Source organism: Solwaraspora sp. WMMD1047 (assembly GCF_029626155.1).
In the GTDB taxonomy this organism is placed as follows: Bacteria; Actinomycetota; Actinomycetes; order Mycobacteriales; family Micromonosporaceae; genus WMMD1047.
Genome location: NZ_JARUBL010000001.1, coordinates 5304591 through 5331390 on the forward strand (window position 1 = coordinate 5304591; position 26800 = coordinate 5331390).

The window sequence follows — 26800 nt, forward strand, 5'->3', positions numbered from 1 at the left end:
ATGAAGAGGGCCGGACTCCGACACCGTCGGCCACGGTGCCCGCCCCGTCACGATTCGCGACTCCTTCCGCACCGAGTCCCGCCATGCTCCGGCCGGGTGCCGACCCGGGCAAGGAGTTGCGGCCCAGAGCAGGCGCCAACCGCGCCGCCGTCAGATTCGGTTCTGCCTTGCCGCGACGATCACCGCCTCCGTGCTTGTCGCAACGGTCGCCGGTTGCACGACGCGGGCCGCCGGGACACCGGTGATCGGGGTCGACCCGTCGTCCACCCTCGTCGACCAGCCGGTGCGGATCCGGGTCAGCGGACTCGCGGCCGGCCAGGACGCCGCGGTCACGTTGACGGCGACCGACTACCTCGGATCGACCTGGCGTGGCCGGGCGACGTTCACGGCCGACGCCAACGGAGTGGTGGACCTGGACCAGGCCCCGCCCGACGCGGGTAGCTACGACGCCGTGGACGGAATGGGCCTCTTCTGGTCCATGACCAACCTCGACGGCGAGGGGCAGACGTTCTTTCCCCGGCTCCCCGAGTTGGCCGCCGGATACGAGATGCGGTTGGCCGTCACGGTCGACGGCCGGGAGGTGGCCAGCCGGAGCCTTCGGCGGGAATGGCTGGCCCCAGGCGTCGTCCATCGCAAGCTCCGGCCACCCGTCGACGGCCTCCACGGCGACCTGTATCTGCCACCGGCCGGCAGCGCGGCGAAGACGCCAGTTCTGATCTTTGGCGGGTCCGAGGGCGGCAACAGCATGGTGTTCACCGCCGCGCTCCTGGCATCGCACGGACATCCGGCCCTGTCGCTGGCCTACTTCGGAGTCCCGGCACTACCGCAGACGTTGCGGCGGATCCCGCTGGAGTACTTCGCCGACGCGGCCCGCCTGCTGTCCAGCCACGCCAGCGCGACGTCGGGGCCGGTCGCGGTCTGTGGCTACTCGCGGGGCAGCGAGGCCGCGCTCCTGCTCGCCCAGCACCACCCGGACCTCATCCGGGGGGCGGTGCTCTACGCGCCGAGCGACACGGTACGGGCCGGATTCCCCGATGCGACAGGCGCCGCCTGGACCAGCGGCGGTAGGGACCTTCCCTCGACCGGGATTCCGGTCGACAACGTCGTCGGGCCGGTGCTGGCCATCGCCGGTGGCAAGGACAGGGTCTGGCCGTCGGCCGCACAGGCCCAGGCCATCGAGCGGAACCTGCGCAGGGCCGGGTCGGCATCTTCTGTTCGCGTGCTCGTCTACCCCGACGCGGGACACGGCGTCGGCACGTACCCATTCCAGCCCGCCGGTGTCGTCGACGTGCATCCCGTCACCGGTCACCTCCTGGAGTCCGGCGGGTCCAGAGCCGCAGACGCCGCCGCCCGGCGGGACAGTTGGCCCGAGGTCCTCGCCCTGCTGGCGACACTGTCCTGACAGTGGGCAGGTGCCGGGCGTAGCTAGGCTGACTCCATGTCGGACAGCGTCGCCCCCGGGTCGAACCCGCCGATCGTGGGCATCGACTTCGGCACCTCCAACACCGCCGCGGTACTGGGGCTGCCCGACGGCCGCGTGCGGACCCTCCTGTTCGACGGCGTACCGCAGCTCCCCTCGGCCGTGTTCCTGGAGGAATCCGGGGAGCTGCTGGTCGGGCGGGACGCCCGGTACGCCGCCCGCAGCCGCCCAGAGCGGCTGGAACCGCACCCGAAACAGCACGTGGACGAACGTACGGTGCTGTTGGGCGACGCGGAGCTGCCGGTCACCGACCTGATCGCGGCGGTGCTGCGCCGGGTCGCCGACGAGGCGTCCCGGGTCGCCGGGGCGCCGGTCGACACGGCGGTGCTGACCTGCCCGGTGGCCTGGGGAACCGGCCGGCGGGCCACCCTGTCGGCCGCCGCCGGCCAGGTCTTCGCCCGGCACGAGCTGGTCGACGAGCCGGTCGCCGCGGCCAGCCGGTTCGCCGCCCTGGCCGGCGGCCAGCTGGCACCCGGCGGTCTGGTCGCCGTCTACGACCTGGGGGCCGGCACCTTCGACGCCGCGGTGCTGCGGCGCGGTGCCGACGGGTTCGAGGTGCTCGCCTCCGCCGGCCTGACCGACGCGGGCGGCCTGGACATCGACGCCGCCATCGTCACCCACCTCGAACAGACCTACCGGGATCGCGACCCGGACCGCTGGCAGCGGCTGACCCAACCTGTCACCCCGGCCGACCGGACCGCCGCCCAGCGGCTCTGGGACGACGTACGGGAGGCCAAGGAGCTGCTGTCGCGGGCCACCTCGGCGCGCATCCCGATCCCGCTCTTCGACGACGAGGCACCACTGGGGCGGGAGCAGTTGGAGCTGCTCGCCCAGCCCGTGCTGGACCGGACCGTCACCGTGCTGCGGCAGGTGCTGGCCGACGCCGGGGCGGAACCGGGCCAACTGGCCGGTCTCTACCTGGTCGGTGGCGCCAGCCGGCTGCCGCTCGCCGCCACCCTGCTGCACCGGGCGCTCGGCGTCGGACCGGCCACCCTCGAACAGCCGGAACTGGTGGTTGCCGAGGGCAGCCTGACCATCCGGACCGGGCCGGCCGGTGCCGGCGTACCCGATTCGGGGTCGGACCTGACCCGGACCGACCCGGACGCCGGCGGGCGGGCGCCGCTGCCCGGGCCGACACCCGCCGCGCCGGCCGCCGAGGACCCGTGGCCGACCGGCGACGCCCCCGGTACGGCCGCCGGCGGGTCGGCCACGCCGAGCTGGCGACGACCGGCGGTGGCGACCGCGGCGGTGCTCGGCGTCGTCGCGGTCGTCGCCGGGGTGGCGCTCTGGCTTCCGGACGGGAGCGACGCGGACACCGACGAGGGCCGGCGGACGGTCAGCCAGAGCAGCTCCGCACCGGCCACGCCCACCGAAACACCCACCCCGACCCCCACCCCGCCGCCGGCCGGCGGGGACGCCTGCCTGGTCGGCACCTGGACGCAGACCAGCCTGGTCTACCACGACGTCAACATGTGGGGCCGGTCGGTCGTCCTGTCCGGCAAGGGCATGCGGTACACGTGGCGGGCGGACGGCACCGGAGAGACCCGGATCGACCAGGTACGCCTCACCGGCAAGTCCGGCGGCAACCGGTACGAGGCGATCCACAACGGCCGGATGACCTGGCGCTACCGGGCCGGTAACGGCCAGATCATCTACTCCGGGGCCAGCTCCAAGGGCACCACGATCTACAAGGTCAACGGGTCGATCCGGGAGTCCAAGGCGATGGGGAAGCCGAGCACCGCACCGGTGAGCTACGTCTGCGTCGGCGACGGCTTGAGCATCACGCACTCCGACTACACCGTCGAAGCCCGCCGGAACCCGGCCGGCGGCTGACCCCTGCCCGATCCGGAATCCGGCTCATGTCATTGGGTCGGCGGCGGTACACCCGGCCGAGGGTCTGCCCGCCCTGAGCACCACTGCTTTCCGGCGTACGCTCGGTGGCATGACCGGCGTGGTGGGGTTCCTGGTGGTCGCGGCCGGCGTGGCCGGGATCGCGGGTGGCCTGGTGTGGTTGGGAGCCCGGATCCGACGGCGGGGCGGCGGGGTCGACGTGCTGGGTCCGTTCGAGGAGATCTGGCATCCGGCGGCGCACCGCTCCCGCCTTGAGATCCAGGCGCAGGAGGAATGGGTCGCGCCGATGCCCACCCCGGACCGCGAGCGACCCCAGCGGCCATCGCCCTGAGCTGTTAGGTCGACGGACGAGTCGACCTGTACGCCGGATTCTGTGCCCGGCGGCACCGTTGCCGGTGGCGCCGGCGGCGGCCATCCATCTCGGCCTGCCGTTGCCGGCAGGCTCCAGCGGCCTACCCGCAGGCATCGGGCGGGCCGCCCTCGAACGCCTGCGCAGGTGAACTCCTGTTGGAGACACCATCTCTTGGCCTTGCTCCGGGTGGGGTTTACCTAGCCATCCCGGTCACCCGGGATGCTGGTGGGCTCTTACCCCACCGTTTCACCCTTACCCACCGAGCGTGCCCGGTGGGCGGTCTGTTTTCTGTGGCACTGTCCCGCGGGTCACCCCGGGTTGCCGTTAGCAACCACCCTGCCCTGTGGAGTCCGGACGTTCCTCGGCACCGGGCCTCATCAGCCCGCTGACGCGACCGCCCGGTCGACTCGTCCGTCGCACCACCGAGTCTATCCGCGCCCACGCCCGCCTCCACCAACCGCCCCGCCAGCACGAGGCTTCAAGATCAGATGATGGAAAGTCCCGGCTTCGGGTGTGATTCCGGGACTTTCCATCATTCGATCTTGGATAAGCCGACGGCTGACGAGATCCACAGGACATTTGGCATGTGATCGGGGCTCTGGGCGTGCCCTATGTCCTGTGGATCTTGGAATGGCCCGGAGCCGAGGTGCGGCGGGCGGGCAACCTGTAGGGCTGGGGTGAGCCTGGGTGGCGGGCGCGGCGGAGGGGGTAGCGTCGGCGGGCGATGGAGATTACTGAGGCGTTGGGGCTGGTCGCGGCGGGGGTGGCGGCGGGAACGGTGAACGCGGTGGCCGGGGGCGGGTCGCTGATCACCTTTCCGGCGCTGATCGCGGTCGGGCTGCCACCGGTGGCGGCGAACGTGACCAACTCGATCGCGGTCAGCCCGGGATACCTCGCCAGCGTGGCCGGCAGCCGCCAGGACCTGCCGGATCGGCGTACCCTGCTCCGGCTCGTCCCGACCGCGATCGTCGGCGCGGTCGCCGGATGTGTGCTGCTGCTGACCACGCCGGAGCGGGCGTTCGAGCTGGTGGTGCCGTTTCTGGTGCTCGGCGCCGCCGGCACGTTGGCGTTTCAGGATCGGCTCCGGCTGCTGGTGGGCCACCGGCCGGGGGCGGGTCCGCGCCGTCGGGCACTCACCCGCCAGGGCATCGTCGGCCTCGCCTCGGTGTACGGGGGTTACTTCGGCGCCGCGCTCGGGGTGCTGCTGGTGGCCGGGCTGGCGTTGGTGCTGGACGAGTCGCTGCGCCGGATCACCGCGGTCAAGAACCTGCTGTCGGCGGTGGTCGGGCTGGTCACGGTCGCCGTGTTCGCGGTGTTCGGGCCGGTGAACTGGGCCGGCGTCGCGGTGCTCGCCCCGGCCACCATCGTCGGCGGATACGCGGGCGCCCGGCTCGCCCGCCGCCTCCCGCCGGCCGTGTTGAAGACCGTCATCGTCGTCTTCGGCACCCTCATCGGCCTGTACCTCCTCTACCGGGCACTGTCGGGCTGAACCTCCACCCGGCTCTGTCGGCTCGACTGCCGCCGGGCACTGTCGGGCTGAGCCTTCATCCGGTCCTGTCGGGTTCGGCTGTCGCCGGGCCGGTTGCGGACCGCTCAGCCGGGAGGACGGTGAGCAGGTCGGCGGGTTGGCAGTCGAGGGCGTCGCAGATGGCGGTGAGGGTGCTGAACCGGATCGCCCGCGCCCGGCCGTTCTTGAGGATCGACAGGTTGGCCAGGGTCACGCCGACCCGGTCGGCCAGCTCCGTGAGGGTGACCCCCCGCTGCGCCAGCAGCCGGTCCAGGTGCACCTGGACCCGATGGTCCTCCTCCGGCGGCATCAGATCACCGTCTCCAGCTCGGCGCGCATCGCCACTCCCCGGCCGATCACCTCGGCGACGGCGAACAGGCCGAACCCGGCCAGGATCCAGGGCAGCGGAAACTGCCAGGTGGTCGTTCCCTCCCCGCCGGTGGCCGACATCGACAGATTCAGCGCCGCGATCGCCTCCACGAGGCCGGCCAGGACACCGCCGACGAGCGCCACCACGGCGGCCAGCCGCAGCCGGCGTACGACGTAGGCCGAGAACGGTTCGGCGCGTTGGGCCCGACGGACGACCTGGAACAGCAGGACCAGCATGGCCAGCACGACAAGCGCCGACGGTAGGCCGGTGAGGGTGTCGGCGACGAGTTGCCCGGCGGTCGGTTCGGGGAGGTGGACCACCACCGCCGAGGACGGGCGTACCACCGCGCCGCCGGTCAGGCCGCCGCTGGCGCCGGCGACCCCGTCGACCGCCTTGGCCGGCACCTCGACGACGACGTCACGGTTGCCGGTCAGGGTGAGCGCCAGGTTGCCGGTGACGACGACCGCGAACAGCGCCAGGCCGGCGATCAGCACGGCCCGCATCTCGGCCAGCCAGTCCGGCTTGCGCAGCCGGTCGATGAACCCTCGCATCAGAGACCTCCCTTATCGAATAACAATGTATTGATAATCGATAAGGAGGGGTACGTTTGTCAACCGGACGGAGTCAGCATCCGGGACTGCGGCGGACCCCAGGGGGTGGCCCACCAGGGGGCCATGGTGACCGGGGACACATCGAAACAGGCAACTGTCAACGGTCGATCGTGGATCTCCTGATCACGACGGCCAGAAGCGAGGCCGGGCAGCAATCTGGAACGATGCCAGAGAAGTCGAAGAGGTCAATTTCATCGAAGTCGACCTATGCCGCCTTGCTCCCCGCGAGACGGGTTGCCATGCTGGCCGGGTGCCTCGCTTCCGCTCGTACGACTCGACCGAGCTCGCGTACCACGTTCAGGGCGCCGGACCGCCGCTGGTCTGCCTGCCGGGCGGACCGGCCCGCGCCTCCTCCTACCTCGGTGACCTGGGCGGACTTGTCGCGCACCGCACGCTGATCATGCTCGACCAGCGCGGCACCGGCGAGTCCGAGGTGCCGGCCGACGAGACCAGCTACCGCTGCGACCGGCTCGTCGACGACCTGGCGGCGCTCCGGGTCCACCTCGCCCTGGACCGGATGGATCTGCTCGCCCACTCGGCCGGTGCCAGCGTCGCACAGCTCTACGCCACCAGGTTCGCCGACCGGATCGCCCGGCTGGTGCTGGTCACCCCGAGCCTGCAGGTGCTCGGCCTGCCACCGGTCGGTGCGGCCGAGGCGCAGGCCAAGCGCGCCGGCGAGTGGTGGTTCGCCGAGGCCAAATCCGCCTCGTACGCCCGACAGCAGGCCATCGCCGAAGGCCGGACCAGCGCCGAACTCGCCCCGTTGTCGCTCGCCGCCGCCCCGTTCTGGTACGGCCGGTGGGACGAGCGGGCCCGCGCCCACAGCGAGGCGGACTCCTGGGAGCGGTCGCACGCCGGCACCGACGGGTTCTACGCCGGGTTCGAGCCGGACACCGCCGCGGTCCGCGACGCGCTGAAGGCGCTGGATGTCCCGGTGCTGGTGGTGGCCGGCGAACTCGACGCGGCACCGACCCCCGAGGCGGCCCGCCGGCTCGCCGGGCACTTCCCGCGCGCCGAGGTGGTGGTGCAGCAGGGCGCCGGCCACTTCCCGTGGGTCGACGACCCGCCCGGCTTCGCCCGCACCATCCAGGACTTCCTCGCCGCGACCGACTGACCGGACGGTCAGAGGTCGGCGAGGTGGGCAGTCTCGTTGACCGTCCGCACCGCGATCCCGCCGTCCGCCCAAACGTCCACGATGGACAGGCCGGTCGGGTCCAGGAAGAGCCGGTGCAGGAAGGCGTCGCCGGCCGCCAGGGCATCCCGCAACGCGATCTTCAACGGCGAGACGTGCGAGACCACGACCACGGTCTCCCCCGGGTACGCCCGCAGCAGGTCGGCCACCGCCCGGCGTACCCGGTGGGTCACCTCGACGAACGACTCACCGCCCGGCGGGGCGACCTCGGGTGAGGCCAGCCAGGCGTCCAGCTCGGCGGGCCAGCCGGCCCGCACCTCGGCGAAGGTGCGCCCCTCCCAGGCACCGAAGTCGCACTCGATCAGATCGTCCGCGGTCCGCACCGGCGCGCCGCCGAGCGCCTCGGCGACGATCGACGCGGTCGCCGTACACCGGGACAGCGGTGAGCTGACCACGGCCGCGACCGACGGGGCCAGCGCGGCCACCCTGGCCGCCACCGCCCGCGCCTGCGCCGCCCCGTCGGCCGCCAACGGCACGTCGCCCCGGCCCGAGTAGCGGCGTTGGGCGGTCAGCTCAGTCTCGCCGTGCCGGATCAGCACCAGCCGGGTGGCGGTCGAGGCCGGCCGAGGTTCCCAGGTCGGCTTGGCCGGCCCGGCCAGCGGCCCACCATCGGCGAGCGGCACGGCCAGCGGTCCGCCGTTGGCGAGCGGCTCGGCCAGCGGCCCACCGTCCGCCGGCGGCACGGCCGGGTCGACGCCGCCGGCCGGCGCGGTGCGCCCGGGCTGCTCGCCCGGTTCGCCCGGCTCGGTGAGGGCCGCCGGGGGTTCGGCGGCGGTGGTCGGCCGGGACGCCTTCGGTGGACGGCCGGCGGCCTGGTCCATCGCGGCGTTGGCCAGCGCGTCGGCGTGCCGGTTGCGCTCGCGCGGGATCCACGTGAAGGTCACCGCGTCGAACCGGCGGACCAGCACCGCGGCCTCGGCCGCCAGCGGGCGCAGGCCGGGGTTCTTGATCTGCCAGCGGCCGCACATCTGCTCCACCACCAGCTTCGAGTCCATCCGCACCTCGACCTCGGCCGCGCCTACCTCGGCGGCGGCCGTCAGCCCGGCGAGCAGGCCCCGGTATTCGGCGACGTTGTTGGTGGCCACCCCGATCGCCTCGGCCCGCTCGGCCAGCACCTGCCCGGTGCCGGCGTCGCGGACCACCGCGCCGTACCCGGCCGGGCCGGGGTTGCCCCGGGCGCCGCCGTCGGCCTCCACCACCACCCGTGGGCCGGCGCCGGTCACAGGCCCGACTCGGCGGTCCGGACCATGATGCGGCGGCACTCCTCGCAGCGGACCACCTCGTCCGGCTCCGCCGCCCTGATCCGGGCCCGGTCGGCCCCGGAGAGGTCCAGCCGGCAGCCGCCGCACCGGCCGCCGGTCAGCAGTGCGGCGCCGAGCCCGCCGGAGGCCTCCCGGACCCGGTCGTAGAGGGCGATCAGGTCGGCCGGCAGGTCGGCGGCGAGGGGTTGCCGGGCGCTGACCCGGAACTGCTCGTCCTGGGCGATCTCGGCAAGCGTCTGGTCCCGCCGCTGCTCGGTCTGGGCACGCCGGTCCCGGGTCTCGGTCAGCCGCCGCTCGATGCCGTCCAGGGTCGCCTGGGCGGTCTCCCGCTGCTCCATCAGCTCCAGCTCGGCGTCCTCCAGCTCGGTCTGCCGCCGGGTCAGGGAGACCATCTCGTGCTGCAGCGCCTCCAGCTCACGGGCCGGGCCGGTGCCGGCGGCCAGCCGGGCCTGGTCCTTCTCCTTGCGTACCCGGACCTGGTCGACGTCCTTCTCCAGCCGGGCGATGTCGCGGTCCAGGTCGTCGACCGCCACCTGGGCGCGGACCCGCTCGTCCTCCAGCGCGGACAGCTCCCGGGCCTGCGACTCCAGCTCGGCGTGCTCGGGCAGCGTGCGCCGCCGGTGGGCGAGCTGGGCGAGCGCGGTGTCGATCGCCTGCAGGTCGAGCAGGCGGCGCTGGTCTCGCGGGTCGGCCTTCACGGGTGGGCCTCCTTGTCGACAGGGGTGCCGGACTTCACGGGTTCGCGGCGTGCAGGGTCCACGGATCGGTGTCCAGATCGGACACCACGGTACCCACGCCCAGGATGGCGCGCAGGTGTCCGGCCAGGTCGTCCAGCCAGGGTCGTTCGGTCGCCCAGTGGGCGGCGTCCAGCAGCGCCGGACCGCCCGCCGCGAGGTGTTCGCTGGCCGGGTGGTGACGCAGGTCCGCGGTGAGGTAGGCGTCCACGCCGGCCGCCGACACGTCGTCGAGGAACGAGTCCCCGGCGCCGCCGCAGACGGCCAGGGTACCGATCAGCCGGTCCGGGTCGCCGGCGGCACGCACTCCCCAGGCGGTGGGCGGCAGGCTACGGGCGGCCAGCCGGGTCAGCTCGGCCAGCGTCAGCGGTCGGGACAGCCGGCCGATCCGGCCGGTCCCCCGGCCCTCGCCGTGCGCCGGCGAGCCGGGCGGGCTCGGCCGCAGCGGGCGCACGTCGATCAGGTCCAGTCGGGCGGCGAGGGCGTCGGAGACGCCGGGGCTGGCGACGTCGGCGTTGGTGTGCGCGACGTACAGGGCGACGTCGTTTTTGATCAACTGATGCACGATCCGGCCCTTGTAACTGGTCGCCGCGACCGAGGAGACGCCGCGGAGCAGCAGCGGATGGTGCGCGACGATCAGGTCGGCGCCGCCGGCGACCGCCTCGGCGACCGTCTCCGGTACGCAGTCGACCACGCAGGCGATCTGCCGGACCGGGTTGGCCGGGTCACCGACGACCAGCCCGACCCGGTCCCACTGCTCGGCCCAGGCCGGCGGATAGCGCGCGTCAAGCGCGGCCACCACGTCGGCGACGCTGACCGTACGGCTCTCGGTGCTCCCCACGGCGGCCCAGCTTACCGGCGGACCGTCCGGACCCGGGCGTCGCCGACCGGGTCCGTCGACCCGGTCGGCGAGCTGCCCGGTCAGCCCGGCCGACCGCCAACCGAGGACCGGGCCCGGAGCGCATCGATCGCCATCCACCAGGGGAACCCGTCCAGGTACCGCTCGCCGGTGCCCGGCGGGTGCAGCGGCATCACATCGTCACCGAAGAGCACCGTCACGTCCCACTGCCGGAGCCGGTCGATGCTGGCCCGGAACGCGGGATGGTTCGCCATCGCCACGTTCGTGAACGGCATCGCGACCAGCGGCAGTCCCTTGCCCTGCGCCTCGACCAGCAGGCCGAGCGCCAGCGTGTCGGCGATCCCGGCCGCCCACTTGTTGATCGTGTTGACGGTGGCCGGTCCGACGACCATCGCGTCGGCCGGCGGGAGCACATCAGGCTCCCCTGGTTTCTTGTACGCGCTGCGGACCGGATGCCCGGTCTGCCGTTCGAGTGCCGACTGGTCGACGAACTTGTGCCCGTCCGGGGTGACGACGACACAGACCTCCCATCCATCCTCCTGCCCGAGGTCGACCAGCCGGCCGACATTGCGGGCCAGCGGCGAGCCGCAGGCGATCACGTACAGGACCCGTTGCTGCGGGTGCGCGGTCATGCCGCAGGCATCCCGGTCATATTCCAACTCCCATGTGCTCAGCCAACTCCGCCACCGGCGATGGCGGCGCACCACGTGTGCGACGGAGCACATCGGACATCACCTCGTGGGCCAGCGGTCGGCAGCGGATCTCCGACGGGGCGAGCTGGTCACCGCGGACCAGCATCTCGCCGGCCTTCGTCACATCCCCGACCTGGGACAGGCCCCGGGCCAGGTCCAGCATGTGGTGCGCCCGCCGCTCCGGCAGCAGGGCGTTGAACCCGGCCGGGTCGATCTTGTTGTGGGTCTCCACCGCCTGCCGTCCCTCGCCGAGCTCGACCATGGCGGCGGCCCGGTGCAGCTGCAGGTTGGTCGGGCCGAAGCAGGTCCAGTAGTGGTTCTCGTCCCGACCGAGCCGGTCGGCGGCCTCCTGGGCGCCGTTGACCAGGTCCCGGACCGTGTTGGCGTCGCCCATCCGGGCCGCCGCCATCGCGCCCTGCAGCAGCAGCATGCCGTAGACGGAGAGCCGTTCCGGACTGACGTCGTTGCTGTCGCCCGGCGCGAGCCGGTTGGCGATGTTGACGTTCACCTCCAGCGCCGGCCGGGCCCGGCCGAGGGCCAGCAGCGCGTTGCCGACCCGGAAGGTCGCCGCCCCGGCCAGCAGTTGGTCGCCGGCCCGCTGGGAGACCGCCATCGACCGGTCGGCGGCCAGCCAGGCCAGCTCGTACTCGCCGAGCTTGCGCAGCGTGGAGGAGGCGATCTGGTACACCTGCCCGAGCAGTTGCGCCGCCTGCTGCGCGTCGTCACCGGTGCAGGCGGAGTCGGCGGCCTGGGCCTCGCGCAGCAGCTTCGGCAACGCCCGGGTCAGCACCCCGTAGCGGGCGTACTGGTAGGTCAGCCAGGCATGGCTGATCGCCTTGGCCATCTCCGCCAGCGGCGGCGGCTCCGGCGCCCCGTGGAAGAAGGCGCTCATCGAGTCGTACCGCTCCAGGGCGGCCCGGATCTCCTCCACCTCGACCTGGTCGATGCAGGTCAGGCCACCCACCCGGCGTTCCGGCTCCCGACCCACCAGCAGCTGCACGTCGAGTTGCAGCACGTCGGCGATCTCGTAGAGGACGGAGAACTTGTCCAGCCGGCGCACTCCGCGCTCGACCTTGTCCACCCAGCTCTTCGATTTGCCGAGTCGGTCGGCGAACACCTGCTGGGACATCTTGCGGCGACCACGCCAGTAGGCGACACGGCGGCCGATCGGTAGATCGTCCACGCCCCGTCCCTCCCCTCTTCAATTCTTCGCGGACCCGTACGGTGCGTGACGCTGTGCAGGCGGGGTCGCCGCCCTTCGGCACGTCTGCACTGGTCGCACAGCAGGTACGTCGGTCCGTGAGCCACCACTCATAGTTTTTTCGTGCAAGTTGCAACTGACTGTCTGCCGATTCCAACGACGACATCAGATGCCGGTTATGGGTTCACGGCGCCGCGAACGCCGTCCAGGATGCCGGTCGCAGAGGTAGGGGGTTCCAGGGCATGTGGGGCAGAGTCCGGCCGCCGTTCGGCCAGCTTTCGACGCTGGACCGGATCCGGCTCCGACGAATCGCGGTACGTTACGCCACGCACGGTTGGCACGTCACTCCCGGGGCGTGCCTGACCCGCCACCGGTTCATCTGCGGCCGGGCCGGCTGCCCCACCACCGGCTGCCACCCCGCGCTGGAGGACTGGGAGGGCGGCGCCAGCGCCGACTCCGCCCGGGTGGCCACCTGGTGGCGGGTACGGCCGCACGCGGTCCTGCTCGTCACCGGCCGCGTCTTCGACGTGCTGGAGGTCCCCGCGTACCTGGGCCGGGCCGTCCTGGACGCGGTCCGGCCCACCACCGGCCGCCCGGTCGGGGGCCAACCGGCGACCGGTTCGGTGGACCACCGCCGCGGGCCGGTCGCGGTCACCCCGGGCGGCAGGTGGATGTTCCTGGTACGCCCCGGCGAACCGCTGCGCCCGGAGCTGGACCAGTGCCTCTATGTGGTCCGGCACGGCGTCGGCTCCTGGATCCCCGCCCCGCCGACCCGGCTGCCGGAGGGCACGGTGCGGTGGGTGGTGCCGCCCGAGGAGACCCGCTGGACGCTGCCGGACCCGCACCGGGTGCAGGAGCTGCTGGTCGAGACCCTGCACGGCGTCGCGCCGGCGCTGGCCCGGCCACTGGTCCCGGCCCACCTGCCGGCCCCCCGCCAGGGCTACTGACCGCCGGCCCCCGCCAGCACGGCCACCGGGCCGGCGGCCACCGGCCGGCGGCTGCCGGTCCAGGCGGCTGCCGGCCGCTGGCGGCGCCGGCCGGACCACCCGGTGATGGGATGCCGGCGGATCGGCAACCCGACGCTTCCCCCGCGCCGGCCGGCAGCGTCCGGCCGGCGCTGCGGTCGTTGACGCTGGTAGCGGCCCGACCACGGGTCGTCAACGGGGGTGTGGAAATGGCAGACGAGGACGTGGCACGCTCGGCCGACGGAGGCCGGCGCCCACGACGGACGATCAGGTGGCACCGGTGGGCCGGGACGCGCCCGGCCGGCTCCCGGCCGGGCGGTGCCCGCCCGACCGGCTCATCCCGGCCGGCCGGGACCCATCGTCCGGTACGTTGACGGTCGGCCCGGCCGTGTCGGTCGGTGCCGACGCGGTCGGCGCCACGTCGGTCGGCGTCCCGTCGGTCGGTTTGGACCGGCGACCGGGCGACAGGTCCGGAGCCGGCGGCGCCGGTCTGCGCGGCCTGGAGGGCGAGGACGCGGCCACCGGTAGGCCGTTGGAGCGCAGGTAGCGGCGGTCGTCGGTGACCACCGCGCACTCGTGGCCGGGCAGCCCGCCGAGCCACCGCACACCCCGCGCACCCATCGCCACCGCCGCGGTGGCGTACGCGTCGGCGTCCCCGAGGTCCGGGCCGACCACGGTCACCGACCGCAGGCCACGGGCCGGGGCGCCGGTCCGCGGGTCGATCACGTGGTGGCCGCGTTCGTAGACCCCGGAGGTGGCCACCGCCAGGTCGGTGCCGGCCAGCACCCAGCTGGTGAGCGCCGGGTCCCAGGGGTGCCGGATGCCGATCCGCCAGGGGCGGCCGGCGGCGTTGTGGCCGCGTACCCGGACGTCGCCGCCGGCGTTGAGGCAGTGGTTGCCGGCGCCGGCGGCCAGCAGCCGGTCCGAGGCGACCTGCGCCGACCAGCCCTTGACGTAGCCGGACGGGTCGAACCCGCCGGCGGCGTACGCGTCGAAGTAGCCGTCGGTGGCCGCCCAGAGGTCGGCGCAGCGGGCCAGCACCGCGCGCAGGTCCGCGGAGAGGTCGTCGAAGGGCAGCTCGCCCCGGCCGAACCGGCTCACCTCGCTGTCCGGCTGGTAGGTACTGAACCGCCGGTCGACCTCGCGCAGCCAGCGGTAGCAGTCGTCGGCCAGTTCGTCGAGCGCGGCCCGGGGCAGGTCGTCGGCGAGATCGAGGCTGATCGGCGTACCCATCACCTGCTCGACGCGGCGCAGCCCGGGTCGGGACCGCAGATCAGTCACGCTCGCCCCGGGCGGCGGCGTCCAGCGCCGCCTGCAGCGACTCCAGGTAGCTGCCGCTGGTGGAGCTGGCGCCGGAAACCGCGTCCAGGTCGGCGCTCTGCTCGGCCACCGCGGCGGCGCCCAGGTCCTCGGTGACCCGTTCGCTGAGCTGGACGGACCGGGCCGAGCTGGTCGGCATCTCCAGCGCCTCGACCGCGGTCAGCTTCTCGCCCGACATGGTGATCTTCACCTGGACGGTGCCGTAGTCGTTGCTGACCGCCGGGCCGGTGACGGTGAAGGTGCCGCCGTCGGACCTGCGCTCCGAGCGCGAGCCGGCCTGGTTCTTCCGGTCGGCCGGCGGGGCGACGGAGCCCTTCGGCGCAGGGGCGGCGGACTCCGCCGGTGCCGGGCTGCCGGCCTGGTCGGCCGGCGCGTCCTGGGCGACCTGGGTGGTGGCCGGGCCGGCCTTGACGGCCACCAGCAGGGTGGTACCCGCGACGAGGCCACCGACGGCGAACAGGGTGCGACGCAAGATTGGACCTCCGGGTCGGTGTCGTGACGGTCAGAGCTCGAACGTGGCGAGATGGATCTGCTTCTTCGGCACGCCGGCCCGGCGCAGCACCCGAACCGACTCGTCGACCAGGCCGGCCGGTCCGCAGAGGAAGACGTCCCGCCGGGCCAGGTCCGGCACGAGGTAACGGAGCCCGCGTGGGCTCATCACCTGGCTCGGGCCGGGGTCGCTGCGGGAGCCGACCACGTAGCGCAGGTCGACCCCGCGCGCGTCGGCCAGCCAGTCCAGCTCCCGGTAGAGCATCACGTCCTCCGGGCGGCTGGCCCGGTAGATCAGCGCGGAGCCCGGGGGCAGCTCCTCCAGCAGGGCGCGGATCGGTGCGATGCCGCTGCCGCCGGCGATCAGCAGGGCGCGGTCGCGGGTGCGGTGCTCGGCGGTGAAGGTGCCCATCGGGCCCTCCGCCCAGACCCGGGTGCCCGGCTCCAGGTCGCGCAGGTCGGCGGTGTGCCGGCCGACCACCTTGACGGTCAGCCGGAGCCAGCGGCCGTTCTGCGCGGCCGAGAGCGAGAACGGGTGCGACTGCCACCAGCAGCCCCGGGCCAGGAACCGCCAGCGGAAGAACTGGCCGCCGCGGACCTCGAGCTGGTCCAGCCGGCGGCCGATCAGGTAGATCGAGATGGTGTCCGGGCTCTCCGCCACGATGTCGGCCACTTCGAGCCGGTGCCGCAGGTTCAGCCGCAGCGGCGCGATCACCCGCCCCCAGACCAGGGCGACCACGACCAGCACGTACATCCCGATCCAGAAGGTCCGCACCGGGCCGGGCTGGAAGAGCTGCTGGCCGTTGGCGAACTGGTGGCCGTACCCGAGCAGCAGCGCGGCGTAGCTGCTCAGGTGCAGGAAGTACCAGAGCTCGTACGGTACCGCCGTGCGGGCGGCGCGGATGCTGGTGAAGGCGACGAAGACCAGGATTCCGGTGGCGATGAACGCGCTCGGCAGGTCCTCGTAGTTGTTCCACAGCAGACCGATCTGCGCCGGGATCGACACCTGGTCCAGGCCGGCGTAGCCGACCACCATCAGCGCGGTGTGGGCCAGCACCGCCACCAGCAGGGTGGCGCCGATGTCCCGGTGCCAGCGGGCGATCTGCTCGGTGCCGATGGTGCGCTCCAGCAGCCGCAGCCGGCTCATCAGCAGGATCTGCACCAGCAGCAGATAGCCGGCGACGAGGCCGGTGATCTGCCCTCCGGCGGTCAGGATCGCGGCGGTGTCCCGCAGCGACCCGGCGGGTGTCTGCTGCCACCAGGGCAGCACGCTCGCCAGCAGCCCGAGCCAGCCGACGGCGACGACGAGCCGACCGGCCAGCCGGCCACGCGGCCGCGGCACCGTGGGGCCGGTCGGAGTCGGCCGCCGGCGGGTCCGGTCCGCCGACGGCCGACGACCCGCGGTACGCGTCGACCGGCTCACGAGCAGCCTGCCATCGCCGGCGCACCCAGCCCATTCGGCGCACCCAGCTCAGTCATGTCCCAATCCCTCTTCCCGGGCGGCCCGCGCCGGCTCGGGCCGGTGCCGGGCGCTACCTCGTGACTCACGACCAGGGGCGGTTGCGAGGGGAAAAATAGTCAGCCGGGAGCGCACCAACAAGGTCATCAAACTGGTATCACGGCTGCGCTTAAGGACCGGTTCAAGCGGCGGCCGGACGGACCGGAAATTGTGCGATCCGTCCGGCCGGGTCACGAACTGGGCCGACGCCGCGAACCCGGACCGGGCAGGCGTCTCCCACCCCGTTGCGCCCCTCTCGTCCGGTTTCGGAGACGGGCAGAAATTTAAGCCCTGGCTAACCACCGGCTAACCCCACGGGGGCGGTGTCAGATGATCGTGGCGCACTGGGGCCGTTGCAGACAGGAGGTTCGTAACGGCTGAGTGCGCCCCGATCATGGGGGTGGTCGCTGGCACGCCGTCGGGTGATACGGGCCGCCCAGCGGGTATCCCGGCGCCGGACTGGTTGACGCCGGACGGAAGGTCACCGCCATGCTCAGCAAAGAGGATCAGCGCCGGTTCGACGAGATCACCCGAAACCTCCGGGAGACCGATCCGGAGTTCGTCGCCCGGCTGGGCCATCGGGCCAGGAACCGGCGGGCCCGGTTCATGCTGCTGCTGACTGTCCTGCTGTGGGCGTCGGTGCCCGCCGTGGTCGTGTTGGGCGGCTGGCTGGCCGCCGCACTGGTACCGATGGTGCTGGTGGCCGCCGGCGTGCTGGTCTGGCAGGCCCGCCGGCACTTCTGACCACCCGGGCCACCGCCGCGCATCCGGCCACACGCGGCCACCGCCGCGCATCCGGCCACGGGCCACTGCCGCGCATCCGGCCGCAATCCGCCGCCGGCACGTCGGTCAGTCCCGGTCGGCCCCGAACCGCTCGTACGCCCGGCGCAGCCGCTCCGCCAGCCCGGGACCACCGATCGCGACCGGCGGTGGGCCGAGCTGCCGCAGCAGCAGATCCGACCCGGTGGCCAGGGTCGGCGGCCGGTCCGGCACCGGCACGGGCGCCACCCAGAACCGGTCGGCCACCTCGGACAGTGGGGTGCCCGGCAGGTCGGCCAGGGCCGCCGCGGCACCGCCAACCGAAGCCGTCGGTCCGCCGTCGGCGGAGGCAGACGCAGCGCCGGCGGCTGCGGTGTCCGAGGCAGCGCCGCCCGGGGCTGTCCCGGTGGACCCGGCGCCGCGCAGTTCACGCAGCCGGGCCAGCAGGGTCGGCCGGTCCCGGCCGCGCCAGTGCAGGAGCTGGAACGGGTCGGCGTCGAACGCCTCGGCCAGCAGGTAGAACGTCGCCGCCAGATGCTTGCAGGGCACCGCGAAGTCGGGGCAGTTGCACCGCATCGCCAGCTCCTCGACCGCCGCCGGGAACAGCGGCGCCCCGGCGTCGGCGAAGACCTCCTCCAACTCCGGCGGCAGGTCACCGGCGAGCAGCCGGGCGCTGAACAGGGCCTGCGCCGCCAGCAGCACCTCGACCCGCTGCCAGACCGGCTCCTCGAACGTCCGGAGCCCGACGGTGACCCGGTACGGCGTCGGCCGGGAGCCCTGCACCGAGGCGGCGACCGTGCCGGGCGCCACGGTCAGGCTGAGCACCTGGCCGGCGCGGGCGTACGCCCGACCCCGGGTGAGCCGGGTGCCGAGCGCGAACGATTCGAGCACGTCCAGGAAGCGCCGCGCCCACCAGGACCGGCCGATCGGTCCTCGGGTGGTGCGGGCCCGCAGCCCGCCGTCGACCCGGCGCGGTCGCTGGTATTCGAAGTAGCTCACTCCACCACCGCCCCGGACTCCAGCGCGAAGAGCTGCCGCAGCTCCGATGTGGACAGCTCGGTGAGCCACTGTTCGCCGGTGCCGACGATCCGCGCGGCCAGCCCGCGCTTCTCGGCGATCATCGCGGCGACCTTCTCCTCGACGGTGCCGGCGCAGACGAACTTGCGGACCTGCACGGCCCGCCGCTGACCGATCCGGAACGCCCGGTCGGTGGCCTGGTCCTCGACCGCCGGGTTCCACCACCGGTCGACGTGCACCACGTGGTTGGCGGCGGTCAGGGTCAGCCCGGTGCCGCCGGCCTTGAGGGAGAGGACGAAGAGCGCCGGTCCGCCGTCGGACTGGAAGCCGGTGACCAGCCGGTCCCGGTCGGCCTTGCCGACACCGCCGTGCAGGTAGAGCACCTCGCGGCCGAACCGGGCCACCAGGTGCGCCCGGAGCATGTTGCCGAACTCGGCGTACTGGGTGAAGATCAGCGCCTTCTCGCCGGCCGCCAGCACCTCGTCGAGGATCTCCTCCAGCCGGGCCAGCTTGCCGGACCGGCCGGGCAGGCCCGAGCCGTCCCGCAGCAGCTGCGCCGGGTGGTTGCAGACCTGCTTGAGCTTGGTCATGGTGGCGAGCACCAGGCCGCGCCGCTCGATGCCCTCGCTCGTCGAGATCCGGTCGAGCATGTCGTCGACCACCGCCTGGTAGAGCGACGCCTGCTCGGCGGTGAGGTTGCAGAGCACCTCCATCTCCAGCTTCTCCGGCAGGTCGGAGATGATCGACCGGTCGGTCTTGACCCGGCGCAGCACGAACGGGCCGGTGATCCGGCGCAGCCGGCGGGCCGCCTCCTCGTCGCCGTGCCGCTCGATCGGTTCGGCGTACCTCTTCTTGAAGGTCGGCGCCGAACCGAGCAGGCCGGGGTTGGCGAACTCCATGATGGACCAGAGGTCGGCCAGTCGGTTCTCGACCGGCGTGCCGGTGACGGCGATCCGGTGCCGGGCCGGCAGCGACCGGACCGCCGCCGCCTGCCGGGTGGCCGCGTTCTTGATCGCCTGGGCCTCGTCGACCACGATCCGGTGCCAGCCCACCTCGGCCAACGCGGCGGAGTCGCGGGCGGCGATCGCGTACGTCGTGACGACCAGGTCGGCGGCGGCCACCGCCGCGGCGAACCGTTCCCCGCGCGGCCGGTCGGCGCCGTGGTGCACGTGCACCCGTAGCTCCGGTGTGAACCGGGCCGCCTCCCGTTCCCAGTTGCCGACCAGCGACATCGGGCAGACCAGCAGGGTCGGCGGCGAGCCGGCCGGGTCGCCGGCGAGCAGCGCGAGCAGCTCCACGGTCTTGCCCAGTCCCATGTCGTCGGCGAGGATCCCGCCGAGGCCGAGCGACTGCAGAAAAGCCAACCAGGCCAAACCCCGCTTCTGGTACGGCCGCAGCGTGCCGGCGAAGCCGGGCGGCTCGTCGACCGGGGCCAGGTGCCGCTCGGCCTGGCCGGCGAGCAGGTCGCCGAGCGCCCCGTCGGCCACCACCGCCAGCACCGGCAGCTCCGCCGCGTCGTCCTGGCTGGCCAACCCGAGCCGCAGCAGGTCGCCGACGGTCATCTCGCCGCCGGCGCGCAGCAGCCGCAGACCGGCGGCGAGCCGCTTGGCGTCCAGCTCCACCCACTGCCCGCGCAGCCGCACCAGCGGGGTCTTCAGTTTCGCCAGGCTCTTGATTTCCGTGGCGGTGAGCGGCTGGTCGCCGAGCGCCAGCTCCCAGCGGTAGTCGACAAGCGACTCCAGCCCGAGCGTACTGGCGGTGGCGACCGTGCCGGGCGCGGTGCGGGTGGTGGCCTGCAGCCGGGCGCCGAGCCGGGCGCCGGACCGCCGCCACCAGGCGGGCAGCAGCACCCCGAAGCCGGCGGCGTGCAGCACCGGCGCGCCGTCGCGCAGGAACCGGTGGGCGCCCTCGGTGTCCAGGTCCAGGCCGTCCGGCGCGGCGGTACGCAGGGCCTCGGTCAGCTCCGGCCAGAGCCGGCTGGCCCGGCCCAGCTCGGCCAGCAGGGTCTCCTGCGGCGCCGCCAGGTCGCGGGCCAGGGCGCGCAGTCCGCCGGCCGACCGCCAGATCCGGTCCGCACGGACCAGCAGGCTGGGCTCATCGGCCGCCTGCAGCGCGAACTCGACCCGCCACCGCGCCGCGTCGCCGGCGACCGCCACGGCCTCGGCACCGGCATCCGCGCCAGCTTCGGCGTGGGCGTCCGCATCGGCATGGGCTCGGTTCGGATCGGCGCCGGGCAGATCCGCGCCGGGCGGATCGAGGCCGGCCGGGTCCGGAGGTGCGGCCGGCTCGACCAGTCGGAAGCAGGCCCGGACCGGGCTGCCGGCCGCGTCGCGTTGCCAGTCGGCCAGCTCGGCCCGCAGCGCGGCCACCGCCTCGGCCGGGGCGTCGAAGGCGCGCTGCCGGCTGGTCAGGGCGCGCAGCCAGGCCCGCACCGCCGCGTCGGCGCCGCGACCGGTCCGGGCGTCGATCAGTCGTACGCCGTCCAGCGCGGCCCGGGCGGCCGCGTCGGTCAGGGCGTCGATGGCGTCGGTCAGCAACTCCGCCACGGTCAGCGACGGCGCGCCGGACCGGACGGCGGGCGGGCACGACATCGCCAGCGCCCGCGCCCAGCCGGCGTCCGCGCCGGTGAGCAACGGCCGCCACACCGCCTCGGCGGAGCCCACCGGATCCCGAGCCGCCCGAGTTGCCGGGCGGTCGGCGGCCGGTGCCGGTGGTGTCCGGACGTCCGGCAGTACCCGGCCCCGGGTGACCAGGTCGGCGGCGAAGCCGGCCAGCTCGGCCAGATGCCGCAGGCCGGCACCCCGGGCCGGGCCGCCGCCGTCGGAATCGGTGAGCAGCGGAAGGGCGTGGTCGGCGTCGTACTCCAGCACCGGCACCCGCCAGGGTGCCAGGGTGACCGGACCGCGGGCCGGTTCGACCGGTTCGGTGCGGACCAGTTCGGGCGAGTCGGTGGGCGCGCCCTGCCGGGTCGGCAGGGCCAGCGTCAGGGTGCCGCTGACCGCCTTGGCGGCCGCCTCCCCGAGCGCCTCGGCCAGCGGGCCGTGCCCGACGGCGTAGGGGTGCGGCCGGTCCCGGGGCTGGCGGCCCGGCCGGCGCGGCGGGCGGGCCGGCAGGGCGGACTCCTCACCCCACAGCGCCAGCCGCCCACCCGGCAACCACAACCCGTGTACGACCAGCACCGGCATCCCCTCGACAGCGACCCGACCCAGGATAGGTGCGGGCCACTGCCAACCCCGGCCGGGCGCGCCCCGGGGCCAGCCCACGCTGCGGCCGGTGCACGCCCCGGCCGGTGCACGCCGCTCGGGCAGGCGTGGCCGTGCCGGGATCAGGTCAGGCGGCTTTGGATGGGTCGATTCAGGTCGGCGGGCGGTCGACCAGGGTGTGGTTGCGCAGCCAGCGGCCGCCGGCCGGGGCGGTGTCGAAGCGGGTGGCGGCCACCGCGTTGCCGGCCAGGTCGTTGCCCTCGACGGTGCCGGAGACGCAGCTCCCGGTGCCGGTCAGCCAGATGCCGTGGGTCTGGGTCGGTTGGTCCTGGCCGTCCCAGATCCGGTTGTCGCGGATGGTCAGCCCGTGGGTCGGGGCGGCCAGGGTGATGCCGGCCCGCTCGGCCGGCGCACCGGAGAGCCGGTAGCCGGTGCCGTCGGCCGGTGGCTCCCCGGTCCAGGCGGTCGTCACTCCGGGCCGCACCGGAGCCAGGGTCAGCTCGGTCTCGCTGTTGCCGACGACCACGGCAGTCCGGTCCCCCACGGTGACTGTCGTGCCGAGCAGCCCGTCCGGGACCCAGCGGGCGGCCGGGTCGACCAGGCAGGTGCGGCCGTACCGGACCCCGGCGCCGCCGCCGAAGCCAGCCGGCTCGCAGCGCCGCCCGTTGTCCCGGATCCGGTTGTTGACCATCGAGGCGTCCACCACCGCGGCGTCGAGGTGCACCCCGTCCAGCCCGTTACCCCAGATTTCGTTGCCGTCCAGTACCAGCGCCCGCGCGCTCGGCCCGGCTGCCCCGCCCAGGTTGTGCACCCGGAAGCCGTACCGGCCGTTGCCGCTGATCCGGTTGCCGCGCACGGCGTACGGCCCCGGGGTGTTGCCGATGCTCAGCCCGTCGCGGACGTTGCCGTCCACGACGCAGCCGGTCAGCAGGCCACCCCGGCCGGCGATCCCGACGGTGCCCCGGGCCGAGACGTCGAAACCGGCCTCCAGGTTCCCGATCATGGTGCAGGCCGCGACGATGAGCCCGTCGGCGCCCCAGTCGGAGATGCCGAAGTGGTTGCCCTCGGCGTGGCAGGAGACCACCCGGATGCCACGCGGCGGCCGCCAGTTCGGATGCTGCAGCTCCAGGAAGATCCCGTTGGTGCCGTTGCCGACGGCCGTGCATCCGGTGATGGTGGTCCGTTCGCTGGCTCCCCAGCCGCCGACGCCGATGCCGATGCCGGCGCCGCCCCACTCGTGGCCGTTGTCCAGCCGCCCGCAGCCGACCGTCAGCACCCCCTCGACGATCGAGTCCTGGAGGAAGTCGCAGCCGAATCCGGTGGCGGCGGTGCCGTGGATGTAGAGGTCACGGAACCGGCCGCGGAGCACGTACTGCAGGCCGAGCCCCTTGGCCAGCGGGTCGTAGCCGGCCAGCCGGACCGCCGAGCCGTCGATCTCGAAGCCGGCGAAGGTGCAGTCGGCGATGTGGTGGTCGCGGCTGGCGCCGTGCTCCTTGGCGGTGAAGTACGCCAGCGGGGTGGGGCTGTCCGGGTCACCGGGGTTGGAGAGCAGGAACCGGGTGGCGCCGGGGCCGGCCCCGACCAGCGAGACTCCGCTGCGCCAGACCGTGCCGACGTCCTTGATCGCGTAGCAGCCGGGTGGGCAGCGGATGGTCCGGCGTCGGCCGTCCTCGGCGCAGGCGGCCCCGAGGCGGTCGACCAGCTCGGCGAGGGCGGGCTGGTCGTTCGTCACCCCGTCACCGACCAGTCCGTACTCCAGGGCATCGCAGACCAGCGGTTCCATCGACCGGCTGTTCCCGCTTCCCGGCCCGGCTAACGTCCGCCGGCCGCGGTGGATCTGCCACGACCGACTGGCGGGTTTACGCGGAAGCCGGGTCAGCAACCGAACAGATGGGCGATTCCAGCCGTAAAGACAGTTGAGGATGGGTTACGGCAGAGATTCACCCGCGACGATGCGGGGCGGTGGCCGCGGCCGGCCGGACCTGCGGGCGGAGATCGACCAGCTGAGCGAGGTGGTGACAGTGCAACGTCCCATCGTTACCCGACCGGCGACCAACCACTACTACTTCCTGCGTGGCCTGCTGCGCTGCCGTCCCTGCGGCGAGCTGCTGGTGCCCGCGTTCTCCTCCTGCGGCCGGCGCCTCTACGGGTGCCTGCGGCCGGGATGTCCGCGGCCGTGGCTGCCGGCCGGTGAGACGGAGGACCAGGTCTGGACCCGCTTCCAGCTGCTCAACGAGAGCGCCGCCCGGGACGTGCCGCCGGCCGGGCGGCAGGAGGCGCTGGCGGCCGTGCTTAACGAGATCGTCGTCGGCGTGCCGGGCAGCGAACTGACGTACGACTGGCGCGACTGACCGCGGCGATCATCCGCCTTGCGCTGCGGGAACCGGTCGGCGGCGGCAGACTGGGGCCATGACTGCGACCACGGCGGATATCCCGCTGATCGGCGGATCGGCCGACGGTGAATCGGTCCGGGTCGAGCTGGACGCCACCGGCCGGCCACCACTGACCCATCACCACCTGGGTGACGGCGGCCTGGCCGACGCCGAGATCTACGAGTTGGAGTCGACGAGCGGGGACGGGCCTCCCTGGCACTACACCTGCCGCGGCCCGGTGACCTGAGCCGTCGCCGGCGCCCGGCGCGGCGGTGGCTGCGGGTTCAGAGTCCAGCCAGCAGCGGGTCCAGTAGCTTGCCGGTGTTCCAGGCCCGGTCCCGCAGCCACGCCACCCGGCCTGTCATATCGGCGACCCGCGCGGTCCGCTCGTCCCAGAGCCGGTCCACCTCGGCCAGCAACGGTCCCTCCACCTCCCGCTCCACCCCACGCAGCGCCGGCGCCCCGACCCGCTGCGCGAAGTCGAAGACCTTCCCCGCGTACGGCAGCGGCAGCAGCGGGACACCGGCCAGCGCGGCGAAGATCAGGAAGTGCAGCCGCATCCCGACCGCCAGGTCGAAATGGCGCATCAGGCCGAGCAGCTGGCGGGGCTGGTAGTCGCCGTGCAGGATCCGCCCCTGCTCCGACGAGGTCATGTGGGACAGCACGCCGTGGGCGTGCCGGATGTCGTCGCGTTCCATCGGTACGAAGAGCACGCTCGCGTCGAGCCGGTGCACCAGGAAGTCGCTGACCTGGGCCAGCAGCCGGTGGTAGCCGCCGACATCGAGCCGCTCGGCCGCCCGGCCCGGCTCCCGTACGCTGATCCCGACCAGCCGGCGCCCGCCCGGCACGCCCTCCGCGCGCAGCAGCCCGGACCCGAACTCCTCGGGTTCGAGCATCAGCGCCGGGTCGGCGGTCACGGTGACGTCGCGCATCACCCCGGCCTCCTCCAGCAGAAGCTTCGACTCCTCGTCGCGGACGGTGACCTCGGCGGCGGCGGCGATGGTGTCCCGCGCCATGGTGCAGTCGATGCCCTCGGTGAGTGGTCCGGCTCCCACCGCGTAGGTGAAGACCGGCAGGCCCCGGTCCTGGGCGGCGACGACGAGCCGCAGGTAGCGGCGGGCCTCGCTGTCGTAGAGGATGCCGCCCCCGCCGAGTAGCAGGAGGTCCATCCGGGCCAGGGTCTCGGTGGTGTCCGCGCGGCTGATCCCCTCCCACACCACCGCCTCCACGCCGGGGTGGGCGAGCGTGGTGTGCGCCGGGTTGCGGGAGAAGACCAGGATGCGGGCGTCCGGCCGGCGGGCCCGGACGTCGGCCAGCAGCGCGGTCAGGATCGCCTCGTCGCCCAGGTTCCGCCCGCCGTACGAGCCGAGCACCCCGATCACCGGCCCGCCGCCGTCCGCCATGCCACCTCCCCGAAGTTGGGGCGGGATACCCGGTTCGGCACCGCGCACACGTCACCCGGCCAGCGAGTTGACCCCCGGGTAATAGGCTCGGCCGGTGGAGACGCTTGACGCGATCCTGGTCCCGGGCGGCGGTCTGCGACCCGACGGGAGCCCGACCGAGTGGGTGCGGCACCGGCTCGACCATGCCGTTCGGCGGCGGACCCGCGAGCCGATCATCACCCTGAGCGCCGGTACGACCCACAAGGCCCCGCCGTTGGATCGCGACGGCTTTCCGGTGTTCGAGTCGGTCGCCGCCGCGCGGTACCTGGCCGACAAGGGTGTGCCGCCCGCCTCGCTCCTGTTCGAGACGTCGTCGTATGACACCATCGGCAACGCCTACTTCGCTCGGACCATCCACACCGATCCGCGCGGCCTGCGCCGGCTGCTGATCATCACGTCCGAGTTCCACCTGGCCAGGGTGCGGGCCGTCTTCGAGTGGGTGTTCAGCCTCTCGGATTCGGGCTACCAGCTCGAATTCGAGCAGGTGCCGAACGTCGGGATCGACGATACTTCGCTCGCGGCCCGGCGCCGCAGAGAGCGGGAATCACTGGCCAATCTGGCCACGCTGACCGGGTCGATAAAGGAGCTACCTGACCTGCACCGGTGGCTCTTCACCAGGCACGCGGCGTATCTTCCGACCCGTCCGAGCCCGACGGCCGCGGAAGCGGCGGACACCTACTAGCAAGATCGACACGCGCAGCCGGACTGACCTACGGCCAGCCTCGACATCAGCGGCCGATGCTTCGGAGGATCCTCGCGACCGCCCCGCCGACCCGGGGCCGGCGGACGAGCTGGCCGGTCCAGCGTTGCGCCCAGTCGAGCTGCCGGCAGCCGTCCGGTCCGCCGCACTCCGCGCACCTGCCGCCGTCCCGGTGCGCGGCCAGGGTCCGCGCCGCCGCTTCGGCCAGGGCCGCCTGGGTCGGGGCGCCGTCGTCCATCCCGGTCACGGTCAGACCACCTCGATCTCGACCTGGCGGCCGTCGCCGGCGAGCAGGACGACGGCGCCGTCAGCGTCGGCGTACCGGGCCAGCCTGCCGGCGGTCCGCAGCGCCCGGTTGATGGCGTCGGTCTTGGACATCGGCCCGGCGGTCGCCAGGGCGTCCAGAGCGGTGGCGGCGCGGGGGGTCAGGTTGACCGTGACCCGGGTCAGGCCGTCCGGTTCCGAGGCGGCACTCACGGCCGATCCTCGGTCAGGGCGCGGATCTGGTCGATGGTGCGGTCAGCCCAGGTCCGAAGCCGGCGCATCGTGTCCTGTCGCGCCTGCTCGACCTCCGGTCGCAGGAGGGCGTTGTCGAGCCACCGGTACGCGGCGGCGTCATCCAGTTCGGCGCGGTGCTGCTCGGCGGCGGCACGCAGCTCGGCGAGCGTACGCGGCCGGCGGGCGTCCAACGGGTCCATGACGCGCCTCCCTGGTCGGGAGCGCAGCGGTCGACCGCCGCGCCCGTCCGGTGGACGCGGTGCCCGCTCACGGGGGATCACGGGCACCGCGCCCGGCTCAGCGGATACGGCGGGAGAACTGTGGAACATCTGGTGAGGTGCACTCACTCGCCGTATCCGGTAGGTAGCTTCGCGCGGTCGGTCGCGGATCGGCAGATGTTCGATGTCCTCCGCAGTCCGCCAGGGG

At 73.6% G+C, this 26800-nt stretch carries 26 protein-coding genes, 1 other RNA gene and 1 pseudogene; 10 read left to right on the plus strand and 18 right to left on the minus strand.

The window, feature by feature from the left end; translation table 11 throughout:
• The first annotated feature begins 190 nt into the window (after positions 1 to 190).
• The 3 genes from O7627_RS24025 to O7627_RS24035 all read left to right on the plus strand — a co-directional run bounded on the left by O7627_RS24025 (position 191) and on the right by O7627_RS24035 (position 3662).
• Positions 191 to 1402 (plus strand): acyl-CoA thioesterase/bile acid-CoA:amino acid N-acyltransferase family protein, encoded by a 1212-nt coding sequence (locus O7627_RS24025; protein ID WP_278095738.1) that lies wholly within the window; start codon positions 191 to 193, stop codon positions 1400 to 1402.
• Positions 1403 to 1438: 36 nt separating this feature from the next.
• Complete coding sequence (locus O7627_RS24030) at positions 1439 to 3313, plus strand: Hsp70 family protein (protein ID WP_278095739.1); 1875 nt, start codon at positions 1439 to 1441, stop codon at positions 3311 to 3313.
• Positions 3314 to 3422: 109 nt separating this feature from the next.
• Positions 3423 to 3662 carry a hypothetical protein gene (locus tag O7627_RS24035; protein ID WP_278095740.1) on the plus strand — a complete coding sequence of 80 codons (240 nt, stop codon included), beginning with the start codon at positions 3423 to 3425 and terminating at the stop codon, positions 3660 to 3662.
• A 13-nt stretch (positions 3663 to 3675) separates the two neighbouring features.
• Here the strand turns inward: O7627_RS24035 and rnpB are convergent.
• Positions 3676 to 4093, minus strand: an RNA gene (gene rnpB / locus O7627_RS24040) — RNase P RNA component class A.
• Positions 4094 to 4407: 314 nt separating this feature from the next.
• Between rnpB and O7627_RS24045 the strand changes: the two genes are divergently transcribed.
• Complete coding sequence (locus tag O7627_RS24045) at positions 4408 to 5172, plus strand: sulfite exporter TauE/SafE family protein (RefSeq protein ID WP_278095741.1); 765 nt, start codon at positions 4408 to 4410, stop codon at positions 5170 to 5172.
• A 55-nt stretch (positions 5173 to 5227) separates the two neighbouring features.
• On the opposite strand, the gene O7627_RS24050 is transcribed toward O7627_RS24045, so the two are convergent.
• On the minus strand, positions 5228 to 5500 hold the full coding sequence (locus tag O7627_RS24050; RefSeq protein WP_278095742.1) for a helix-turn-helix transcriptional regulator: 273 nt from the start codon (positions 5498 to 5500) through the stop codon (positions 5228 to 5230).
• Positions 5500 to 6111, minus strand: coding sequence for a DUF2975 domain-containing protein (locus O7627_RS24055; protein WP_278095743.1), 612 nt, complete (start codon positions 6109 to 6111; stop codon positions 5500 to 5502). Before O7627_RS24055 ends, O7627_RS24050 begins: the two co-directional genes overlap by 1 nt.
• Positions 6112 to 6421: 310 nt before the next feature.
• Between O7627_RS24055 and O7627_RS24060 the strand changes: the two genes are divergently transcribed.
• Complete coding sequence (locus O7627_RS24060) at positions 6422 to 7285, plus strand: alpha/beta hydrolase (protein WP_278095744.1); 864 nt, start codon at positions 6422 to 6424, stop codon at positions 7283 to 7285.
• A gap of 8 nt (positions 7286 to 7293) precedes the next feature.
• Here the strand turns inward: O7627_RS24060 and O7627_RS24065 are convergent, their stop codons facing one another.
• From O7627_RS24065 to O7627_RS24085, 5 genes are all read right to left on the minus strand, one after another.
• Positions 7294 to 8586, minus strand: coding sequence for a bifunctional RNase H/acid phosphatase (locus tag O7627_RS24065; RefSeq protein ID WP_278095745.1), 1293 nt, complete (start codon positions 8584 to 8586; stop codon positions 7294 to 7296).
• Positions 8583 to 9323 carry a C4-type zinc ribbon domain-containing protein gene (locus tag O7627_RS24070; RefSeq protein WP_278095746.1) on the minus strand — a complete coding sequence of 247 codons (741 nt, stop codon included), beginning with the start codon at positions 9321 to 9323 and terminating at the stop codon, positions 8583 to 8585. The genes O7627_RS24065 and O7627_RS24070 overlap by 4 nt, the downstream gene beginning before the upstream one ends.
• Before the next feature lie 34 nt (positions 9324 to 9357).
• The gene (locus tag O7627_RS24075) at positions 9358 to 10161 is read right to left on the minus strand and encodes a Nif3-like dinuclear metal center hexameric protein (RefSeq protein WP_278098415.1); all 804 of its coding nucleotides are present in this window, start codon (positions 10159 to 10161) and stop codon (positions 9358 to 9360) included.
• A 119-nt stretch (positions 10162 to 10280) separates the two neighbouring features.
• Complete coding sequence (locus O7627_RS24080) at positions 10281 to 10850, minus strand: flavoprotein (RefSeq protein WP_278095747.1); 570 nt, start codon at positions 10848 to 10850, stop codon at positions 10281 to 10283.
• Positions 10851 to 10866: 16 nt separating this feature from the next.
• Positions 10867 to 12093: a helix-turn-helix domain-containing protein gene (locus O7627_RS24085; protein WP_278095748.1), complete on the minus strand. Its 1227-nt coding sequence runs from the start codon at positions 12091 to 12093 to the stop codon at positions 10867 to 10869.
• 260 nt (positions 12094 to 12353) lie between these two features.
• Here O7627_RS24085 and O7627_RS24090 point away from each other — a divergent pair, with 260 nt between their 5' ends.
• Positions 12354 to 13058 (plus strand): bifunctional DNA primase/polymerase, encoded by a 705-nt coding sequence (locus tag O7627_RS24090; RefSeq protein WP_278095749.1) that lies wholly within the window; start codon positions 12354 to 12356, stop codon positions 13056 to 13058.
• A 570-nt stretch (positions 13059 to 13628) separates the two neighbouring features.
• Here the strand turns inward: O7627_RS24090 and O7627_RS24095 are convergent.
• From O7627_RS24095 to O7627_RS24105, 3 genes and pseudogenes are all read right to left on the minus strand, one after another.
• Positions 13629 to 14309 (minus strand): annotated as a pseudogene (locus O7627_RS24095) (FAD:protein FMN transferase); the annotation flags it as partial.
• 40 nt (positions 14310 to 14349) lie between these two features.
• Entirely contained in the window at positions 14350 to 14868 is a 519-nt protein-coding gene (locus O7627_RS24100; RefSeq protein ID WP_278095750.1) for an FMN-binding protein, read from the minus strand.
• 30 nt (positions 14869 to 14898) lie between these two features.
• The gene (locus tag O7627_RS24105) at positions 14899 to 16227 is read right to left on the minus strand and encodes a ferredoxin reductase family protein (RefSeq protein WP_278095751.1); all 1329 of its coding nucleotides are present in this window, start codon (positions 16225 to 16227) and stop codon (positions 14899 to 14901) included.
• A 645-nt stretch (positions 16228 to 16872) separates the two neighbouring features.
• On the opposite strand from O7627_RS24105, the gene O7627_RS24110 reads away from it, so the two are divergent.
• A complete protein-coding gene (locus O7627_RS24110; RefSeq protein ID WP_278095752.1) occupies positions 16873 to 17127 on the plus strand; it encodes a DUF3040 domain-containing protein in 255 nt (84 codons plus the stop codon).
• 105 nt (positions 17128 to 17232) lie between these two features.
• Here O7627_RS24110 and O7627_RS24115 read toward each other — a convergent pair whose 3' ends face one another.
• From O7627_RS24115 to O7627_RS24125, 3 genes are all read right to left on the minus strand, one after another.
• A complete protein-coding gene (locus O7627_RS24115) occupies positions 17233 to 18141 on the minus strand; it encodes an SWIM zinc finger family protein (RefSeq protein ID WP_278095753.1) in 909 nt (302 codons plus the stop codon).
• The gene (locus tag O7627_RS24120; protein ID WP_278098416.1) at positions 18138 to 21338 is read right to left on the minus strand and encodes a DEAD/DEAH box helicase; all 3201 of its coding nucleotides are present in this window, start codon (positions 21336 to 21338) and stop codon (positions 18138 to 18140) included. The genes O7627_RS24115 and O7627_RS24120 overlap by 4 nt, the downstream gene beginning before the upstream one ends.
• A 175-nt stretch (positions 21339 to 21513) precedes the next feature.
• A complete protein-coding gene (locus O7627_RS24125) occupies positions 21514 to 23145 on the minus strand; it encodes a right-handed parallel beta-helix repeat-containing protein (protein WP_278095754.1) in 1632 nt (543 codons plus the stop codon).
• A gap of 139 nt (positions 23146 to 23284) precedes the next feature.
• On the opposite strand from O7627_RS24125, the gene O7627_RS24130 reads away from it, so the two are divergent.
• Positions 23285 to 23713 carry a zinc ribbon domain-containing protein gene (locus O7627_RS24130; protein ID WP_278095755.1) on the plus strand — a complete coding sequence of 143 codons (429 nt, stop codon included), beginning with the start codon at positions 23285 to 23287 and terminating at the stop codon, positions 23711 to 23713.
• Between the two features lie 58 nt (positions 23714 to 23771).
• The gene (locus O7627_RS24135) at positions 23772 to 23981 is read left to right on the plus strand and encodes a hypothetical protein (protein WP_278095756.1); all 210 of its coding nucleotides are present in this window, start codon (positions 23772 to 23774) and stop codon (positions 23979 to 23981) included.
• A gap of 37 nt (positions 23982 to 24018) precedes the next feature.
• Here the strand turns inward: O7627_RS24135 and O7627_RS24140 are convergent, their stop codons facing one another.
• Positions 24019 to 25137, minus strand: coding sequence for a polysaccharide pyruvyl transferase family protein (locus O7627_RS24140; protein ID WP_278095757.1), 1119 nt, complete (start codon positions 25135 to 25137; stop codon positions 24019 to 24021).
• A gap of 94 nt (positions 25138 to 25231) precedes the next feature.
• Here O7627_RS24140 and O7627_RS24145 point away from each other — a divergent pair, with 94 nt between their 5' ends.
• Positions 25232 to 25858: a YdcF family protein gene (locus O7627_RS24145; RefSeq protein WP_278095758.1), complete on the plus strand. Its 627-nt coding sequence runs from the start codon at positions 25232 to 25234 to the stop codon at positions 25856 to 25858.
• 46 nt (positions 25859 to 25904) lie between these two features.
• Here the strand turns inward: O7627_RS24145 and O7627_RS24150 are convergent, their stop codons facing one another.
• The 3 genes from O7627_RS24150 to O7627_RS24160 are packed head-to-tail and all read right to left on the minus strand — an operon-like array spanning position 25905 to position 26574.
• Complete coding sequence (locus O7627_RS24150) at positions 25905 to 26123, minus strand: hypothetical protein (protein WP_278095759.1); 219 nt, start codon at positions 26121 to 26123, stop codon at positions 25905 to 25907.
• A gap of 2 nt (positions 26124 to 26125) precedes the next feature.
• The gene (locus O7627_RS24155; protein ID WP_278095760.1) at positions 26126 to 26353 is read right to left on the minus strand and encodes a hypothetical protein; all 228 of its coding nucleotides are present in this window, start codon (positions 26351 to 26353) and stop codon (positions 26126 to 26128) included.
• Positions 26350 to 26574 (minus strand): hypothetical protein, encoded by a 225-nt coding sequence (locus tag O7627_RS24160; RefSeq protein ID WP_278095761.1) that lies wholly within the window; start codon positions 26572 to 26574, stop codon positions 26350 to 26352. The genes O7627_RS24155 and O7627_RS24160 overlap by 4 nt, the downstream gene beginning before the upstream one ends.
• Positions 26575 to 26800: the final 226 nt, after the last annotated feature.

Coding starts and splice junctions, on each gene's coding strand:
- O7627_RS24030 (WP_278095739.1), top strand. CDS start 1,439: ATGTCGGACAGCGTCGCCCCCGGGTCGAACCCGCCGATCGTGGGCATC.
- O7627_RS24035 (WP_278095740.1), top strand. CDS start 3,423: ATGACCGGCGTGGTGGGGTTCCTGGTGGTCGCGGCCGGCGTGGCCGGG.
- O7627_RS24045 (WP_278095741.1), top strand. CDS start 4,408: ATGGAGATTACTGAGGCGTTGGGGCTGGTCGCGGCGGGGGTGGCGGCG.
- O7627_RS24050 (WP_278095742.1), bottom strand. CDS start 5,500: ATGCCGCCGGAGGAGGACCATCGGGTCCAGGTGCACCTGGACCGGCTG.
- O7627_RS24055 (WP_278095743.1), bottom strand. CDS start 6,111: ATGCGAGGGTTCATCGACCGGCTGCGCAAGCCGGACTGGCTGGCCGAG.
- O7627_RS24080 (WP_278095747.1), bottom strand. CDS start 10,850: ATGACCGCGCACCCGCAGCAACGGGTCCTGTACGTGATCGCCTGCGGC.
- O7627_RS24090 (WP_278095749.1), top strand. CDS start 12,354: ATGTGGGGCAGAGTCCGGCCGCCGTTCGGCCAGCTTTCGACGCTGGAC.
- O7627_RS24110 (WP_278095752.1), top strand. CDS start 16,873: ATGCTCAGCAAAGAGGATCAGCGCCGGTTCGACGAGATCACCCGAAAC.
- O7627_RS24125 (WP_278095754.1), bottom strand. CDS start 23,145: ATGGAACCGCTGGTCTGCGATGCCCTGGAGTACGGACTGGTCGGTGAC.
- O7627_RS24130 (WP_278095755.1), top strand. CDS start 23,285: ATGGGTTACGGCAGAGATTCACCCGCGACGATGCGGGGCGGTGGCCGC.
- O7627_RS24135 (WP_278095756.1), top strand. CDS start 23,772: ATGACTGCGACCACGGCGGATATCCCGCTGATCGGCGGATCGGCCGAC.
- O7627_RS24140 (WP_278095757.1), bottom strand. CDS start 25,137: ATGGCGGACGGCGGCGGGCCGGTGATCGGGGTGCTCGGCTCGTACGGC.
- O7627_RS24160 (WP_278095761.1), bottom strand. CDS start 26,574: ATGGACCCGTTGGACGCCCGCCGGCCGCGTACGCTCGCCGAGCTGCGT.